Below are 17,450 nucleotides of genomic sequence, written 5' to 3'. Positions count from 1 at the left end.
GAAGTAAAAAGCCAAGGGGATCACAACTTGCAACCGGCCATCACCCAAGGGAGGCCGCTCGGAGTACTATTCAGGCAACACGAACCACGCCCGCACTCAGGTATCGAGGCTTAACATGAAATGGATTTTCAACCCCGCCATCCGGCTGGGCAATCAGCTCTCCTTCAAATACAAATTCCTGCTCTGGTCCTGCCTGATGCTGCTGCCACTGGCCTACAGCATGACCAATCTGCTGGGGCGGCTGCAGGATGACAACGTCCAGGCCAACCGCGAGCTGGCGGGAGTGGTCAATCTCACCCCCGTGCCCGCTATCGAGCAAGCCCTGCTCACCCATCGCAATCTGGTAACCCGTCACGCCTATGAAGTGGATCCGGTCGGTGATGATCAGGTCAAGGCAGCCGCACAAACAGTTGATCAGAGCCTGCAAGCCTTTGCCAACACCCGCCAGAACAACCCCTCCTTTGAGGTGATCCAGCAGGGCTGGGCCGCCCTGCAGAGTGAAGCGGGCAAGCTGGAAGTGGAGCAGAGCAACCTGCGCCACGACAAGCTGTTGACCGAGGTGCGCCACCTCTACAAGCACATTACCGCCAGTAGCAGCCTGATCCAGGATCCGGCGCTCGGTACCTACTACATGGTGATCCTCGCCAGTGAGCGGTTGCCGCAACTGCGCGACCTGCTGGCTCAGGTGCGGGATCGCGCCGCCACCATCGCCGATTTCGGCCTGTTTCAGGCCGAGGGCTACAGCGGCCTGCGTTTTCGTCTTGACCTGATCAGCGCCACTCTGCAAGAGCTGGAGGCCGACCTGACCCTGCTCTACCAGATTGAACCGGCCTACCGCGCCGAGCTGGGTCAGCAGACCGATGCTCTGATACAGCTGGTGCGTCAGGGGGTCGAGACCATGGAAAACAAGATGATGAAGGATCAGCTGGTGCAACTCCCCACCAAGGAGGTGCAAGCGCTGGGGGATAAGATGGACGAGGCCATCACCGCACTGGCAGGCCAGGTACGCCAGCGGCTGGAGGCCGACTTACATCAGCGGCTGGCCGCCAACCAACGCCACTTCTGGTGGGTCACAGCGCCGCTGACCGTCAGCTTGCTGCTCTACCTCTACCTGATGATCGGTGCCTATCTCTCCCTGCGCGACACCGTGGGGCGGGTGCGTGATATTGCCGCCCGGGTCAACGCACAGGATCTCAGCCAGCATATCGAGATCGTCGGTCAGGACGAGCTGGCCGCCATCAGCCGGGATTACAACGTGACCCTGGAGACCCTGCGCACCCTGATGCTGCGAGTGCGTGAAAATGGCGTCACCGTGGTGGAGAGCGCCACCGAGATCGAAGCGCGCACCTGCCGCTCACAGGAGGTCATTGCCGATCAGCAAGGGGAGACCCATCAGGTCGCCACCGCCATCAAGGAGCTGGCCGCCACTTCACAAGACATGGCGGGCAACGCCCTGCAAGCCGCCCGCATGACCCAGGAGGCGCAGGCCGTGGTGGGTCAGGGCGAGGCGGTGGTCGAGCGTACCATCACCGCCATCGACCACATCAACCGCGAGGTGTGCTGCGCACCGCCGAGGCCATCGGCCAGCTGGAGCAGCAGTGCAGCCAGATTGGTGGCGTCATCGGGGTGATCCGCGGCATCGCCGAGCAGACCAACCTGCTGGCCCTCAATGCTGCCATCGAGGCAGCCCGCGCCGGCGAGCAGGGGCGTGGCTTCGCGGTGGTGGCCGACGAGGTGCGCTCGCTGGCCAGTCGCACCCAGGGGGCCACGGTCGAGATCCAGCAGATGATCGAGCAGTTGCAAACCGGCGCCCGCGCCTCGGTCAGCGCCATGTCCGCTGCCAGCCGCGAGGCGCAGGAGGGGGTCGGTCTGGCCCAGGAGGCCCAGCAGGCCTTCGGCGCCATCACCGAGAAGGTGGATCGGATGGTCGATACCAACGCCATTATCGCCAGCGCCATCGAGCAGCAGGGCGCCGTGGTCAACGAGATCGAACGCAACGTGGTGCGCATCTCGGATGGCAGCGACGAGGCGCTGCAAGTGGCCAACGCCGCCCGCGATGCCGCCCGCCAGATCCACCAGCTCACCGAACAGCTGCGCGCCATGGTACAGAGCTTCGTGCTGTAACAGAGCGCTGACAAGCCGGGCTCAACGTGAGCCCGGCATTATCCCGGTCTCGCCCCTGCCTACAACGTCTCAGTTGCACGGATCATCCAGAAAATCTCTGCGCCCCACTTGCTGGGCAAACGCCAACAAAGTAGTCTCGAACGAAAACAAAATGCGGCATCCCCGACACGCACGGTCTGCGATGTCGAGGGAAACCAAGCCGCCTGCGAACCACAGATTAAAACCAGCGTCACGTCATCTATCACCCGCTTCAAGCGAGGATTTACCCATGGCCAGATACCAGTTTTTTACCATTCCGGCGTCCAATCGGCAGCAATACACCTTTATCGACATGGCATCTCCGACTTTTCTGAGTGAAAAGGCGGCACTGCTGACCCAAGGATTCGAGGTGGAGGAGGACTTTATTGACGCGACCACTCCACAGGAGGCCGTCGAGAAGTACCAGTCCAATTTTCTCTATATAGCGGATGAGATAGGCAAGTCCGATAGCAGCTACGCCGCGGCCGTCGCCATGCTGGAGATTGGCAAGGGGTTATTGGGCAATAAAAACCGCTGAGATAAGGTACAGCGGTGAAGAGTAGTGGCCATCGTGGCAACGCGCCCGATGGCCATATGGCAAGACATCAATTCGGTAAGTCAGAAGCGCCCCAGCTGCTGGAGCATCTCGATCAGCTCCTCTTCGCTGCTCGGCTCATAGGCCAGCTGAAGGCTCGGCGCGGCGCCTCCCATCAGCATGTAGACGTTGGTGCTGCAGTGGTCGTAGTGATACCACTTACCGTCGATACAGACGTCGGTATAGCATCTCGGGTCCCTTTTCAGTTCCATATGTACATCCTTTTGTTACATTCCATCAACATCACTCCTGACCGTAAAATAACCACCTAGGTTCACGCTTGATGCAGATCAAAGGAAGCGACTGAAAGGGACAGATATCAGCCAGATCTGTGGCCTACGGATCCCCCGAGCCACCATAGTTATCCGAATGAAGACAGGCCGAGTGCCCCGTCATATCGCCGGATGGCCCCCAGTAACAAAAACGGCGCCCGCAGGCGCCGTTTTTTCATTCCCGTCATGTTGTTTCCACCGACGGGGTAAACAAGCAAGAGGCTTATTCGTCTTCCAGATAGGCGTAGCCTTGCAGACCCAGCTCCAGCTCGTCGAGCAGGGCTTTACGGGTTGCGTCGTCCAGCGCCGGGTGGGAAGCGATCCGCTGGTAGTTCTCACGGATAACGGACGGGTCGATGTTGACGTAACGCAGCAGCTGGTCGACGGTATCGCCGCGCACCACGTTGCGAATGTCCATCTTGCCCTCTTCGTCCAGCCACACTTCCGCGCAGTGGGTGTCACCGAACAGGTTGTGCAGGTCGCCCAGGATCTCCTGATAGGCACCGACCAGGAAGAAGCCGACGTGGCACTCTTCGTTCTCGCCGTAGACCGGCATTGGCAGGGTGCTCTCGACCCCCAGACCGTCGACATAGTGCTCGACCTGACCGTCGGAGTCACAGGTGATATCCATCAGGATACCGCGACGGCTAAGCGGACGATCGAGACCAGCCAGCGGCATCACCGGGAATACCTGGCCGATACCCCAGGCATCCGGCAGGGACTGGAACAGGGAGAAGTTGGCAAAGCACTTGTCCGCCAGCTTTTCACTCAGCTCGTCAGCCAGCGCACGGTGGTTGCGGTTGACCGGGTTGAGCAGCTCTTTGAGTGCCAGACAGGTGTTCTGGTGCAGCATCTCGGCCCAGGCACGCTGTTCAAGGTTCAAGAGGCCCATGGTGTACTGGGTATTCACATCACCCAGATCGGCCACCGAGTCATGGAAGATCTCCAGCAGGGAGGGATCTTCGCTGCGCAGATCCAGCCAGCCTTTCCACATGTTCTGCAGAATGGTCGGTGCATCTTCGTCCGGCGCGCTGATGTCGTTCATCTCCACCCCTTCGGCACCAATGATATTGGTGACCAGAACGGCGTGGTGGGCGGTCAGGGCACGGCCAGACTCGCTGATGATGGTCGGGTGCGGCAGATCGAACTCGCGGCAGACATCGCCGATGCCCCATACCACGTTGTTGGCGTACTCGGAGAGGCTGTAGTTGGCGGAGCAGTGGCTCTGGGAACGGGTTCCCTCGTAGTCCACACCCAGGCCGCCACCGACGTCCACTACCTCGATGTTGGCACCGAGGCGACGCAGTTCAGCATAGAAACGGCCGCACTCACGGATGCCGCCCTGAATGTCGCGGATATTGGCGATCTGGGAGCCCAGATGGAAGTGCAGCAGTTGCAGGCAATCCAGCTTGCCCAGCCCGCGCAGACGTTCGATCAGCGCCAGGATCTGGGAGGCGGAGAGACCAAATTTGGACATGGAGCCGCCGCTCGATTCCCACATGCCGGAGCCGGTGGAAGCGAGCTTGGCACGCACCCCGATATTGGGCTTGATGTTGAGACGAGCTGACTCGTCCAGCACCATTTCCAGTTCGGAGGGCTTCTCCACCACGATGTAGACCTTGTGGCCCATCAGGTTGCCCAAGAGGGCGTGGCGGATATATTCGCGGTCTTTGTAACCGTTGCAGACGATCACCGAGCCTTGCTCATGGTGATGGGACAGCACGGCCAGCAGTTCCGGTTTGGAACCAGCTTCCAGGCCAAGCCGGGGCTTGTCGCTGTAGGACTGGCTGATGGTCTCGATGACACGACGCTGCTGGTTTACCTTGATCGGGTAAACGCAGAGGTAGTCCCCTTCATAGCCAGACTTCTCGATGGCCTGACCAAAGGCGTTGAACAGCGCATCGACCCGACTCTTGAGAATGTCGGGGAAGCGCAGCAACACGGGGGTGGTCAGCCCGGACTGACGCAACTGTTCGATGGCGTCAGAGAGCACGATATGCGCGTCAGGGCGTGATTTGTCGGGGGCGACGGTCACATGACCGGCGTCATTGATATTGAAAAAACCCGCACCCCAGTAGGGAACGTTGTAGACCTTCAAGGAGTCCTTGCTGGACCAGTTAGTCATGGGCTATGCCTCGCAAATGAGCGACCCAAAGTCGCCTTCGTTACCCTCAATCACATCCAGACCATCTAGTGCAGAGTACGGCGAGCGCTGCCATCACGAGACGCAGTCACCCAAACCAACGCTTTGCACATCGCGGCAAGCCAGAGGCTGCCTGGTGGATCTTGGGGAAGTAACGAGTCTTGATGTGGGGCTGGTGGCTTTACATCAAGCTCAACGGTATGCGGTGCCACTATGCCGTAGCGCCGCGGTACTTTGATGACAGACGACATCAGCCACGCCGTCAGTTCATCATTCGGCAGCGATCCCGACAGAAGGAGAGGGTTCCAAGGAAGAGAAGCGAAGGCGCCAGCACGCATGCGTGTTGATAGACGACAACAACCACAGCCCACCTCACCGTCAGTGACCGCCCATGACAAGGGAAGATGATGAGCCGGTGGCCCACTCGGTCAAATGAAGGATGAGAGTCTGTTGTTCTCCCTGATACCGGAGCCTAACCGGTATTAAAGAAACCATTCCCCAGCAGTGTCTGTCGTTTCTGCGTGCCTCGCCCTATAGGCGTATGATCGGTCGGGTTTCTGGCGGCTCTGCCTGCTTCAGGGTTGCCCTTGGATCGGCGCGGAGTGTACACACTTACCGCGGGCAGTGACAATAAAAAATAGTGTTCAAAATCCCCTTTTAATAAGTCGATCAAATCTTGCTGGCGGGCAGGCGGGCTCTGGGATGGCGCAGGTTATGCGACAGCCCGATTCCCCCTTGAAAAGTGTGCGAAAACGCCATGGTTGGGCTGACGCCTTGCTGTGCGGTCGCTGAGGGGAATTTGGTTGCCACCGCCAGCGCCTAAATATCGTAATAAATGCCACATTTATGCGATCTCCCTCCCGGACGTTGCGCCGCGCGCCGCACATCACCCACTCTATCCTTGCGTCAAAAAATGGGAAAAACCTGCGCTGACGCAATGAGTACCCCGCACGGATTGGCCACAATGACCGCTCACAATCGGTTAGAGGCTGACTAATGGATACCCTGCTTGAGCGTTTTCTGCGTTACGTAACTTTTCATACCCGCTCCGATGAGACCAATCCAGCCTGCCCCAGCAGCGAAGGCCAGCTGATCTTTGCCCGCGCCCTGCAAGAAGAGATGAAGGCGCTGGGGCTGAGCCAGGTCACCCTGGATGAACACGGCTACCTCACCGGCTGCCTGCCAGGCAACCAGCCGGACGCCCCCGCCATCGGCCTGATTGCCCACATGGACACCGCCGACTACGAGGCGGAACACGTAGTACCACAAATCATCGAAAACTATCAGGGCGGCGACATCTGCCTTGGCAAGGGTGACGAGGTGCTCGCCATCCGTGACTACCGTTTCCTGAAAAACTACCTGGGTCAGGATCTCATCACCACCGACGGCACCACCTTGCTTGGCGCCGACGACAAGGCGGGTATCGCCGAGATCCTCACCGCCATCGACCACCTGCAGGCCCATCCCGAGATCCCGCGCGGCGATATCTGGGTCGGATTTACCCCGGATGAAGAGATCGGCCGCGGCGCCAACCTGTTCCCGCTAGAGAGATTCCCGGCCAAGTGGGCCTATACCGTGGATGGCGGCGAACTGGGCGAGCTGGAGTATGAAAACTTCAACGCCACCAGCGCCACGGTGCGTTTTATCGGCAATAACGTCCACCCCGGCACCGCCAAGGGGAGCATGATCAACAGCCAGACTCTGGCCGCCCGCTTCCACGCTGCCATGCCTGCCGAGCAGACCCCGGAGTGCACCGACGGGTATGAGGGCTTCTTCCATCTGGCCCAGATGAACGGCACCGTGGAGGAGAGCACCCTCCACTACATCATCCGTGACTTCGACGACGAGCACTTCGCCGCACGCAAAGCCGAGATGCAGAGCCGGGTCGCCGCCCTGCAAGCCGAGTATCCGAAGGCCCGCATCGAGCTGACCCTGACCGACAGCTATCGCAACATGCGCAGCCAAATAGAGCCGCACATGCATATCGTCGAGCTGGCTCGTGCCGCCATGGAGGCCGCCGACGTGGTGCCCAAGATCAAACCCATTCGCGGTGGTACCGATGGCGCCCGCCTCTCCTTTATGGGTCTGCCCTGCCCCAACCTCTTCACCGGTGGTCACAACTTCCACGGCAAGCACGAGTTCATCCCGCTGCAATCCATGGAAAAAGCGGTCGCCACCCTGGTGGAGCTGGTGCGCCTCACCGCAGCCTGGCGCGGTTAATCGGTAGCTGTCATTACCAGGGCAAAGGGGGGAGCCGGTCAACCGGCCCCCCCTTGCTATCTGGCCATCCCCCATCAGGAAAGAGAAACAGGGAGAGTCGCTCAGGAGCAACTGGCTGCCACTGCCATCAAACTGTCATCCCGCTGACATGTCGCGGGAACAGTGTCACATCATGCTGGGAGCAACGGATCGCCGGAGCCCTCCAGATGTTCACTATCGATACCCTGCTAACCCAACACTTCCCCCGCCTGCTTGGCTACCCCCTGCTCACCCCGCTGTTAAAGCGGCTGCGGGCTGGCTGCTCAACGAACGTGCCTTTGCCGACTTTGCCACCCGCTACCCGCACCTGCGCGGCCTCGACTTTGTCGAGCAGGCGCTGACCCAGCTCGATTTCGACTATCGGGTCAGCGAGGCGCAACTGGAGCATATTCCCGCCAGCGGCCGGGTCATTCTTGTCGCCAACCACCCCATCGGCTCGCTGGACGGACTGGCGCTGCTGCAACTGCTCGGTCGCATTCGCCCCGATGTAAAGATCGTCGCCAACCAGCTGCTGGCCCAGCTCGCGCCGCTGCGCCCTTTGCTATTGCCGGTGGACAATATGGAGGGCAAGACCGATCGACAGGCCATCCTCGCCATGAACGAACACCTCGCCCATGAAGGGGCGCTGGTGATCTTCCCCGCAGGTGAAGTCTCGCGGCTTGGCCTCAAGGGGGTGAAAGACGGCCCCTGGCAGGCAGGCTTTATCAAACTGGCCCAGCGCACCCGCACCCCGCTGGTACCCATCCATCTGGGGGGGCGCAACAGCCTCTGGTTCTATCTCGCCTCCTGGCTCAACAAGCCCGCCTCCGCCCTGTTGCTGGTACGCCAGCTGTTTCGCCAGCAGGGGCAGACCCTGCCGGTGACCATAGGAGCGCGCATTCCGCTCGGCAGTTTTCAGGAGCTGCCCGCCAAGACGGCGGCGCGGCTGGTGCGCAACCACCTCTACCGGATTGGCCGTGGCAAGGCGGGGCGCCTGCAGACCGAGGCCCCCATCGCCCTGCCGGAGGATCGCCGCCAGCTCAAACAGGCCATCGAAAGCTGCGAACAGCTCGGCACCACCCCGGATGGTCAGGGGATCTACCTCTACCGCCGCCATGAACTGAGTCACTCGGTGATCCTGCGCGAGCTGGGGCGACTGCGGGAGATCGCCTTTCGCGCTGTGGGGGAAGGGTCTGGCAAGCGGCGGGATCTCGATGGCTTTGACAACGACTATCACCACCTGATCCTCTGGGATCCGGCCCGGCTCGATATTATCGGTGCCTACCGGTTCGCCCCGGTGGCGGAGCTGCTGGCCAGCAAGGGGAAGGATGGCCTCTACAGCCACACCCTGTTCGGCTTTGAGGATAAGCTGCTGCCCCGGCTGGAGCAGGCCATCGAGCTTGGCCGCAGCTTTATTCAGCCCGCCTACTGGGGCAAGCGGGGGCTCGATTATCTCTGGTTCGGCATCGGTGCCTATCTGGCCCGCTATCCCCGCTACCGCTACCTGTTTGGCCCGGTGTCGCTCTCCGGCAGCCTGCCGCCGGCGGCCAAGGATCTGCTGGTGAGCTTCTACCGCCAGCACTTTGCCCCCGAGCTGGCGCTGGCTCCCTCCCGCCGTCCCTACCCCGAGACGCAACCTCTGTTCGAGGGGGTGGATTACGGCGCCGATCTCAAAGCTCTCAAGGCCCGCCTCGACAATTTGGGCTGCGCCATCCCTACCCTCTACAAGCAGTATTCCGAGCTGTGCGAGCCGGGCGGCGTCCAGTTTATGGATTTTGGCATCGACCCCGACTTCAACCACTGCATCGATGGGCTGGTGTGGGTCGATGTGAGCCGCATCAAGTCCCACAAGCGGGCCCGCTATATCGGCAGTCATCTGGCCGAGTCGCGCTTATAACCCTGCTGGAGCCAGGCAAACAGCCAAATGCAAAAAAGGAGAGAGAGGCCATGGCCTCCCTCTCCTTTCGCTCTCATGCTCAGCACCTTTTCGAGGCGCTCGGCCCATCTGGCGTTACTCGGCCGCCTTGCGATCCGAGTGGCCGAGATCCCGCTCAGGGGCGATGACATCGCGCACCCGCTGCTTGATCTCCTTGGCCTCGGGGAAGCCGTCATCGACCACCCGATCCCACACCTGCACCCCGCTCACCAGAATGCGGAACTCCCCCTTGCTGGCCGGCACCAGCGCCACCTCCCCCAGATCGCTGTCAAAGGTGGAGAGCAACTCCTGCGCCAGCCAGGCAGCGCGCAGCATCCAGCGACAGAGGGTGCAGTAGCGGATTTCGATGCGGGGTTTGCTGATCAGGGTTTCAGACTCGGTCATGAGTGACTCCATAAAAAAGCGACAATGGCGGGAAGTGGCGTACTGCCGCCCAATGGTCGATCCCGATTCGGTCAAATCAGTGCTGATCAACCCCATGAAAATCGGCCAGCCAATGGCGGGCAATGGTACGCATCGCCGATTCTGGCAGCTCGAACAGGCCAGGAGCAAGAGGGCCTGCCGCCAGCATCCGGATCCCTTCCATGATCTCCGCCAGCACCAGATAGACATATTCGCCAATCACGGCGCCATGGACGAAGTTGACCGCCTCACCCCGGTTGAGCAGGTAGATCTGGGTACCATCCGGCCGGTTGAGGGCCAGCACATGGGGGCACACCTCTTCGCTCGGCCACGGCAACTGGGCCAGCGAGAAGGCGAACTCGTCGTCAGCCGAGGTGACTGAGGCGACCATGGTGCCGGGGCGCAGCGCCTGCAGATCCGCCAAGTCCAGCGAGCCGTTGCCGGTAGAGCAGATCACCAGCTCGGCGCGGCTCAACGCCTCGGCCTTGGTGATCAAGCGAAAACCGTGAGAGAGCGCTTCGACCTGTCGCAGCACATCTGTTTCCACCAGCCCGAGATGGAGGTTGCGACAGCGCAGGTCGCGAGCGATGCTGCGCCCCACCTTGCCATAGCCAAACAGCGCCGCCTCGCAGACGTTGAAAGTACGGTTGAGGTTGCGGGCCAGCGACTCCGCGGAGTAGACCACGCTCAAACCAATCTGGATATCCTCGGCCTGCTTGAGGGGACTGCGTGCCACCGACACCACCGGAGTCGCCAGCACCTCCTGCTCATAGCGTTGATGGCCGTTCTCGGTCATCTCCACCACCCCGAGGAAACGGGGGCCGAAGTATTCACTCAAAATCACCTGAGTTTTGGCAAAGTAACCGCCAATATCGAGGATCAGCAACCGCTCGTGAGGGGCCACCAGCGGCGCAATCTGCTGGATGATACTGTCGGGATCATTGGTCCAGCGCCGGTTGAGGGGCAGCACCGGATAGTGCTGGGATACCCACTCCAGGGTCGGGCCGTGTACCGATTTCGGTTTGGGTAAAATGGCACCAATCCGCCCAATCCGGGAAAGCGCTTCGATAAAACGGGGGCGATCGGGAAGCAGGTGAGTGACCAGCAGAATACAGAGACCATCGATACGTCCCTGTCCGGTGAAATGGCGAAAAAACAGATGCTCAGATCCTTGACTGCGCAACTGTGGCCTCCTTATGTGCCGCAAAGCAGGCAAACAGAACCCGGCGCGGCCGGGTTCTGTGTGTGTCCAAATAAAATGAAAAACCTTTTTATCTGAAACACATAGGTGGCTCAATCATTATCTGCCAAGAGTATGAGCGGGTATGCAAAAATGACTGTAATTGCCTGTTTTTCATGCAAAAATCAGTACAAAGAAGCAGCAGGCCACACCCACCACAGGCTAAGCCCGGTTCCTGCCGCGGCGAGCAAGATCAGCCCCCCCCAACGCACTGGCCAGGGTTTGTCACGCAACGCCCACTCCAGCAGCGGCAGCAACCAGACCGGCAGCAACACCACCAGCGGCACCTCCACATATTGCCAGGCGAGCATCTGGACAAAGGCGAGGGCCAGCGCCAGACCGGCTGGGGCTACATTGATGCCAACAAAGGTGGCGAGCAGGGCGCGAAAACCGGCGAAAGCGGCCAGAGCACCGGCCAGCTGGGCAATCAGCAGGCTGCCATCGATGCCGATCACCAGCGCCAGCCAGATAAAGCCGAGGGCAAACCCGAGCCCCTCGCGGCTGTCACAGCGCAAGGTGCTCCAGCCAAACCAGAGGATGGCGGGCAGTAGCGCCAGCCAGATCCCGGGTTCGCTCGCCAGTACCGAGGCCAATCCCTGCCACCACACCAGCGCACTGAACACCGCAAAGAGCAGCAGCGAGCCACGCAAATCGTTCACCTGAGCCCCAATGGCGGGCACCAGCAGGGTCAGCGGCAGCCACTGCCACGCCTTTTCCGGTATGCCATAGAGGCCACCGAGCCAGGATCCCACCAGCCAGAGCGCCAGCGCGCCCCACGGATAACCCAGTCGCGGCCAGCGCCACGATAGCAAAGCGGCTCCCAGAGGAGCCGCCAGGGTTTGCAGCAGAAGTTCCGCGCCCATTACTTGCGCACGCCTTCGACAAACAGGTTGATGTTCATCTCGTCCGGAATGCCGGGCAGCATGTAGCTCACGCCAAAGTCACTGCGCTTGATGGTGGTGGAGGCGTTGAAGCCGCTGCGGTAGCCGCCCCAGGGATCCTTGCCTTCGCCAATTTTGACCAGATCGAAGGCCACTTCCTTGGCGACGCCGTGCAGGGTCAGGGTCCCTTTCAGCACGCCTTTATCCTTGGTGCCCTCGTAAGCGGAGCTGACGAAGGTCATCTTGGGATACTGCTTCACGTCGAGGAAGTCAGGGCTGCGCAGGTGCTTGTCGCGGGCCTCGTGATTGGAGTCGACGCTGGCGGCATCCACTTCAAAGCTCGCCTTGGCGGCCGCCGGGTTGGCGTCATCCATGCTGAAGGTGCCGCTGAAGGTGTTGAAGCGACCTACCAGCTCGGAGAAGCCCAGGTGACCCACCTTGAACTGCACCGTGGTGTGCGCCGCATCCACATCGTAATCCGCCGCCATCAGAGGGGTAGCCATAAACAGGCAGGAGGCCAGCAGAGCCTTGGTCATTTTCATCCGTTCGTTCCTTCATCTTGGGGTTCACATCAGTGGTTAAAATGCTAACCTCGTTCTGAAGATGAATAATCAGTGATTTATTAAATTCATTATTTACTGAGGATAGAAAATGGACCAGATCGCCGCCATGCGTACCTTTATCAAGGTGGTGGAGTGCCAGAGCTTTACCAAGGCCGCCAACCAGCTCGGCATCTCGGTCGCCATGGCCTCCAAGCTAATGCAGCAGCTGGAGGAGTCCCTCGCCACCCGGCTGCTGTCGCGCACCACCCGTCAGGTCAATCCCACCGAAGCGGGCCAGTTCTACTACCAGCGCTCCCTCGCCCTGCTGGCGGAGTTGGAAGAGACCCACAGCCAGCTGACCCACCACAACCAGCAGCCGAACGGTACCCTCAAGCTCTCGGTGCCGATGGATTTTGGCTATCTGCACCTCTCCCCCGCCCTGCCGCTGTTTCGCCAGCGCTTTCCCGACCTCAAACTCGATATCGAGTACAGCGACCGGCGGGTAGCACTGGTGGAAGAGGGGTTCGATCTGGCGCTGCGGATCGGCCACCTCAGCGACTCCTCGCTGGTGGCGCGCCAGCTTGCCACCATTCGGGTCGAGCTTTGCGCCAGCCCCGCCTATCTGGCACGCAAGGGCAGACCGGGAAAACCCGAGGATCTCAAGCAGCACGACTGTCTGATCTACACCCTGACCCAGCCGGAGTGGCACTTCAAACGGGGAAGCGAGCAGCAGAGCATCCGGCCACAGGGGCCGCTGCGGGCCAACAACGGGGTGGCGCTGACCCGCGCCGCTTGTGATGATCAGGGCATCATATTGCAGCCCACCTTTATCGTGGGGGAGGCCCTGCGGTCAGGGCAACTGGTCAGCCTGCTGCCAGAGTGGGACAAGGGAGATGTGGGACTTTATGCGGTCTATCCGCACCGCCGCTTCGTCTCGGCCAAGGTGCGCTGCTTTATCGAGTTCGTGCAGGAGCGCTATCTCGCCCCGCAACAGTGGGATGCGCCGACCTGATTGCCAGAGCAGACTGTCCGGCCTGAATGTCAGGCCTGCTGGCCCGGCCTGAAACCTAGCGCTGGCCAGGGGCCGCGGCAGGAACCAGCTTCGCCAGCAGACGCTCCTGCTCGAGGCTTAACTGCCAGCGTGGCAAACGGGTGCGGACAACCGACAACTGCTGCTCACTCAGGGCATAAGGGAGCGCCACTTCAATCTCGGGGCAGTCAAACATGGCTGCCAGCTGCAGGATCAAAATGAGGTTTGCCTCGTCGGTCTTGTGCTTGTTGACCCGTTTGCGGATCTCGTGGCGCAGCTGGGTTTCGGGGTCCTGGGTCATCGCCTGCCAGCCGAAACCGAACAACGGCACCAGCGCGCTGACAATCCCCAGCGCCGTCATCGGCTGCTTGGGGGGATGATAGAGTGCGTTGAGATCCAGCAGAACAGGATTCTGACGAACCTCACTCTCACCAAATAAAATCGTTTTCGTCATTGGATTACCCGTTATATTCAACTAGACTGCGCCGCATATTTTACCCCGATATGCCAACGAGGTGCTGATGCTAAGCGATATCGAAATCTCCCGCCAGTCCCCCCGTCTCTCAATCCACGCGCTGGCCGAACGCCTCGCCATCCCCCAGCACCTGCTCAGCCCCCATGGCCACTACAAAGGCAAGCTCAGCCTCGACCTGCTCAAGTCTCAGCCCAAACAGCGCGGCAAGCTGGTACTGGTGAGCGCCATCACCCCGACCCCGCTCGGTGAAGGGAAGACGGTGACTACCCTTGGCCTCTCCATGGGGCTCAACCATATCGGCCAGCCCAGCATCGCCACTATCCGCCAGCCGAGCCTCGGCCCAGTATTCGGGGTCAAGGGGGGCGCTGCCGGTGGCGGCCACGCTCAGGTGGTGCCGATGGAGGAGATGAACCTCCACCTTACCGGCGATTTTCACGCTCTGACGGCGGCTCACAATCTGGCGGCGGCAGCCCTCGATGCCCGCCTGTTCCATGAGCGCAAACTCGGCGACCAGTTCACCGCCAAAACCGGCCTGCCGCGGCTCGATATCGATGCCGACAACATTCTCTGGCCACGCACCCTCGACATGAATGACCGCGCCCTGCGCCACCTCACGATTGGACAGGGGGGCACTGCCGATGGTGTGGAGCGCAGCGATCGCTTCGTCATCACCGCCGCCTCCGAGCTGATGGCCATTCTGGCGCTGGCGAGCGATCTGAAAGACCTGCGCCAGCGCATCGGCCGCATCCAGCTGGCCCGCGATATTCACGGCAAGCCCATTACCGCCGAACAGTTGGAAGTAGCGGGCGCCATGACGGTGCTGCTGAAAGACGCGCTACAGCCAACCCTGATGCAGACCACCGAGCAGACGCCGGTGCTGGTGCACGCCGGCCCCTTTGCCAATATTGCCCACGGCAACTCCTCGGTGATCGCCGATCGCATCGCTCTTGGCCTGACCGACTATGTAGTAACCGAAGCAGGTTTTGGCTCCGATATGGGGCTGGAGAAGTTCTTCAACATCAAGAGCCGCCAATCCGGCATTACCCCCGCCTGCGTGGTGCTGGTGGCCACGGTGCGCGGCCTCAAGGCCAACAGCGGCCTGCTCGATATCCGCCCGGGCCAGCCGCTGCCAGCCAGCCTGCAAGGGGAAGATCTGCCAACCCTCAAGCAGGGCTGCGCCAACCTCGCCTGGCATATCCGGAACGCCCGCCGCTACGGGGTGCCGGTGGTGGTCGCCATCAACCGCTTCCCCACCGACAGCGAGGCCGAACTGGCGCTGCTGGCCCATGAAGCGCAGCAAGCCGGTGCCTGTGGTACGGCCATCTCCAACGCCTTCACCCAGGGTGGTGCCGGTGCCAGCGAGCTGGCCAGCGCCGTGGTGGCCGCCTGCGAGCAACCCGGCAAGGTGAAACTGCTCTACCCCGATGAGATGAGCCTCGACGCCAAGCTGGCGACTCTGGTGGAGTGCGGCTACGGCGGTCGCGGAGTGCAGCTCTCCGACAGAGCGCGCCAGCAGCTGGCCCAGCTCTCCGCCGAAGGGTGGGCTCACTTGCCCATCTGCGTGGCCAAGACGCCGCTCTCCATCAGCCACGACCCCGCCCTCAAAGGGGTACCGACCGATTTCGAGGTGCCCATCGACGAGGTGAAGCTCTGCGCCGGTGCCGGGTTCGTCTATGCGCTGGCGGGCCCCATCATGACCATGCCGGGGCTGGGCAGTCTGCCTGCTTATCGCCATATCGATATCGATGAAAACGGCGAGATAGTCGGCCTGAGCTGAGCCCTTCCACAACGCCAGCAACAACAAGGCCCCGCCAATTGGCGGGGCCTTCTGTTATCCATGCATCAACCCTTAGAGGGTGAAGCGCTGGGTCATATGGTGCAGGGTGTTGGCCAGCTTGCTCAGCTCGCCACAAGCCTGGGCGATCTGATGAGCGCCCTGGGCATTCTCGTCAGCGGCATTGTGAATGTTGACAATGCTGCGGTTGAGCTCTTCGGTCACCGCATTCTGCTCTTCGGTGGCGGTGGCGATCAGGGTATTCATGTCGGTGATGCGCACCACGGCACCGTTGATGGTCTCGATACTGGTACCGGCATCCCGCGCCAGACCAACGCTCTCCTGCATCTGGTGACGGCTCAGTTGCATGGCGTTGCCCGCCTCGGCGGCGCGGCTCTGCAAGAGCTCGATCATCTTGCTGATCTCGGCGGTGGAGTCCTGGGTACGCTGGGCCAATGAACGCACTTCATCCGCAACGACCGCAAAACCACGGCCCTGCTCACCGGCACGGGCTGCTTCGATGGCGGCGTTAAGGGCCAGCAGGTTGGTCTGACCGGCGATATCGCGGATCACATCCAGCACTACGCTGATGTTGGCGCTGTCGGCCTCCAGCTGCTGCACTACTGTGCCAGCCTGCTCAATCTTGACCGACACCTCCTCGATGCTGGCAATGGAGCTGCGAACCACTTCGCTGCCAGCAGCAGAGGTGCGGGAGGCATCCTTGGCGGCGCTCATGGCATCCGTGGTGTTGCGGGCCACTTCGTTGACGGTGGACTGCATCTCGTTCATGGCGGTCGCCACCTGGGAGACTTCGTTCTGCTGGATGGCCATGCCGCTGGCTGACTGGCTGGAGATGGCGCTCACCTCCTCCACTGCGCTGCTGAGTTGGCTCACGGAGCCGGCGATCTCGCTCACCAGATCGGAGAGGGAGCCCTGCATCCGGTTGATGGCAGAACCCAGCTGACCCAGTTCATCGCGGTTGAAGCGGCTGTCACGGATCCACTGCTGCAGTTCGCCCTGACCCAGATCGCCATTGGCAATACGCTGGGCCTGACGGGCCAGCATGATCAGCGGGTCGCGGATCTGGCGGGTCAGTACCACGGAGAGCACCACCACCAGGATCAAACCGATCACCAGCGCGATGGTGACACTCAGATTGGCGGATTGATAAGAGTCGACAATATCGCTGCGGGATTCAGACGCATAACCATGGTTAATCTGGATAAGGGAGGCCACTGACTTGCTCAGCGCGGTATAAAGGGGAACCCCCTCCTCAAGGAAGATGCGTTGGGCTTCGGCAAGCTGATCGCTGTCTTGCAGCTGTGTGACTCGCTGGTGCAGGGCGACGTAACGATCCCAGTCAGATTTCACCGTATCGAAGGTACGGCGCTCCGCCACATCCTCAGGCCAGATCGTCTTGTCATGGGCAATCAGCTGCTGCGCGATCGAGTTAAGCTGCTGACTGGCAATATTCCGATATTCAGCCCTTTTCAGCGGCTCGGCTGCCACCACGAAATAACCCAGCTCATAACGACGCAACTCACCGAGAGAATCCCCGATCGCGCTGGTGCGATTGACCGCTGGCAAGATGCTGTCGGTAAACCGGATGGCAACATCATTCATGTTGCCAAACTGGACAAGGGCAAAACCGCCGATAAAGGCGACCATCAAACCGAGCACGGCAAAGCCGGCGGTGAGTTTTTTACCTATGGTCATGGTACTGGTATTCATGGGATATCCTGGTGGTCGTTAAATTCGTAGCACTCGTCCGGTTCACGCC

The 17,450-nt window shown here is 61.0% G+C and carries 12 protein-coding genes and 2 pseudogenes; 6 read left to right on the top strand and 8 right to left on the bottom strand.

Annotated features, from left to right (window positions below; all coding sequences use genetic code 11):
- Nucleotides 1–115: 115 nt before the first annotated feature.
- Nucleotides 116–2,124 (top strand): annotated as a pseudogene (locus tag ACTG2U_RS20245) (methyl-accepting chemotaxis protein).
- Nucleotides 2,125–2,392: 268 nt separating this feature from the next.
- A complete protein-coding gene (locus ACTG2U_RS20240; RefSeq protein WP_139734328.1) occupies nucleotides 2,393–2,680 on the top strand; it encodes a hypothetical protein in 288 nt (95 codons plus the stop codon).
- Between the two features lie 80 nt (nucleotides 2,681–2,760).
- Here ACTG2U_RS20240 and ACTG2U_RS20235 read toward each other — a convergent pair whose 3' ends face one another.
- On the bottom strand, nucleotides 2,761–2,949 hold the full coding sequence (locus ACTG2U_RS20235; RefSeq protein WP_005334402.1) for a hypothetical protein: 189 nt from the start codon (nucleotides 2,947–2,949) through the stop codon (nucleotides 2,761–2,763).
- A gap of 283 nt (nucleotides 2,950–3,232) precedes the next feature.
- A complete protein-coding gene (speA, locus tag ACTG2U_RS20230; RefSeq protein WP_439975035.1) occupies nucleotides 3,233–5,134 on the bottom strand; it encodes a biosynthetic arginine decarboxylase in 1,902 nt (633 codons plus the stop codon).
- A gap of 1,014 nt (nucleotides 5,135–6,148) precedes the next feature.
- On the opposite strand from speA, the gene pepT reads away from it, so the two are divergent.
- Together pepT and ACTG2U_RS20220 are read left to right on the top strand one after the other, a co-directional pair.
- Complete coding sequence (gene pepT, locus ACTG2U_RS20225) at nucleotides 6,149–7,372, top strand: peptidase T (RefSeq protein WP_439975034.1); 1,224 nt, start codon at nucleotides 6,149–6,151, stop codon at nucleotides 7,370–7,372.
- A 206-nt stretch (nucleotides 7,373–7,578) separates the two neighbouring features.
- Nucleotides 7,579–9,287, top strand: a pseudogene (locus tag ACTG2U_RS20220) (lysophospholipid acyltransferase family protein).
- A 114-nt stretch (nucleotides 9,288–9,401) separates the two neighbouring features.
- Here the strand turns inward: ACTG2U_RS20220 and ACTG2U_RS20215 are convergent.
- The 4 genes from ACTG2U_RS20215 to ACTG2U_RS20200 form a co-directional block, all read right to left on the bottom strand.
- Nucleotides 9,402–9,710: a SelT/SelW/SelH family protein gene (locus tag ACTG2U_RS20215; RefSeq protein WP_043821170.1), complete on the bottom strand. Its 309-nt coding sequence runs from the start codon at nucleotides 9,708–9,710 to the stop codon at nucleotides 9,402–9,404.
- A gap of 76 nt (nucleotides 9,711–9,786) precedes the next feature.
- A complete protein-coding gene (locus ACTG2U_RS20210; RefSeq protein WP_203117468.1) occupies nucleotides 9,787–10,911 on the bottom strand; it encodes an adenosylhomocysteinase in 1,125 nt (374 codons plus the stop codon).
- A 182-nt stretch (nucleotides 10,912–11,093) separates the two neighbouring features.
- Nucleotides 11,094–11,831, bottom strand: a complete 738-nt coding sequence (locus tag ACTG2U_RS20205; protein ID WP_439975033.1) for a hypothetical protein — start codon at nucleotides 11,829–11,831, stop codon at nucleotides 11,094–11,096.
- On the bottom strand, nucleotides 11,831–12,391 hold the full coding sequence (locus tag ACTG2U_RS20200) for a YceI family protein (protein WP_042021159.1): 561 nt from the start codon (nucleotides 12,389–12,391) through the stop codon (nucleotides 11,831–11,833). The genes ACTG2U_RS20205 and ACTG2U_RS20200 overlap by 1 nt, the downstream gene beginning before the upstream one ends.
- A 109-nt stretch (nucleotides 12,392–12,500) precedes the next feature.
- On the opposite strand from ACTG2U_RS20200, the gene ACTG2U_RS20195 reads away from it, so the two are divergent.
- Complete coding sequence (locus tag ACTG2U_RS20195) at nucleotides 12,501–13,403, top strand: LysR family transcriptional regulator (RefSeq protein WP_005353428.1); 903 nt, start codon at nucleotides 12,501–12,503, stop codon at nucleotides 13,401–13,403.
- A 55-nt stretch (nucleotides 13,404–13,458) separates the two neighbouring features.
- On the opposite strand, the gene ACTG2U_RS20190 is transcribed toward ACTG2U_RS20195, so the two are convergent.
- The gene (locus ACTG2U_RS20190) at nucleotides 13,459–13,875 is read right to left on the bottom strand and encodes a hypothetical protein (RefSeq protein WP_439975032.1); all 417 of its coding nucleotides are present in this window, start codon (nucleotides 13,873–13,875) and stop codon (nucleotides 13,459–13,461) included.
- A gap of 67 nt (nucleotides 13,876–13,942) precedes the next feature.
- Between ACTG2U_RS20190 and ACTG2U_RS20185 the strand changes: the two genes are divergently transcribed.
- Complete coding sequence (locus tag ACTG2U_RS20185) at nucleotides 13,943–15,673, top strand: formate--tetrahydrofolate ligase (protein ID WP_439975031.1); 1,731 nt, start codon at nucleotides 13,943–13,945, stop codon at nucleotides 15,671–15,673.
- 72 nt (nucleotides 15,674–15,745) lie between these two features.
- Here ACTG2U_RS20185 and ACTG2U_RS20180 read toward each other — a convergent pair whose 3' ends face one another.
- Nucleotides 15,746–17,401, bottom strand: coding sequence for a methyl-accepting chemotaxis protein (locus ACTG2U_RS20180; protein ID WP_439975030.1), 1,656 nt, complete (start codon nucleotides 17,399–17,401; stop codon nucleotides 15,746–15,748).
- Nucleotides 17,402–17,450: the final 49 nt, after the last annotated feature.

The organism is Aeromonas sp. 95A (assembly GCF_051919235.1).
Lineage (GTDB): Bacteria > Pseudomonadota > Gammaproteobacteria > Enterobacterales > Aeromonadaceae > Aeromonas > Aeromonas veronii.
Note: the sequence above shows the minus strand (reverse complement) of the source record. Positions and strands in the feature narration are given on the sequence as shown.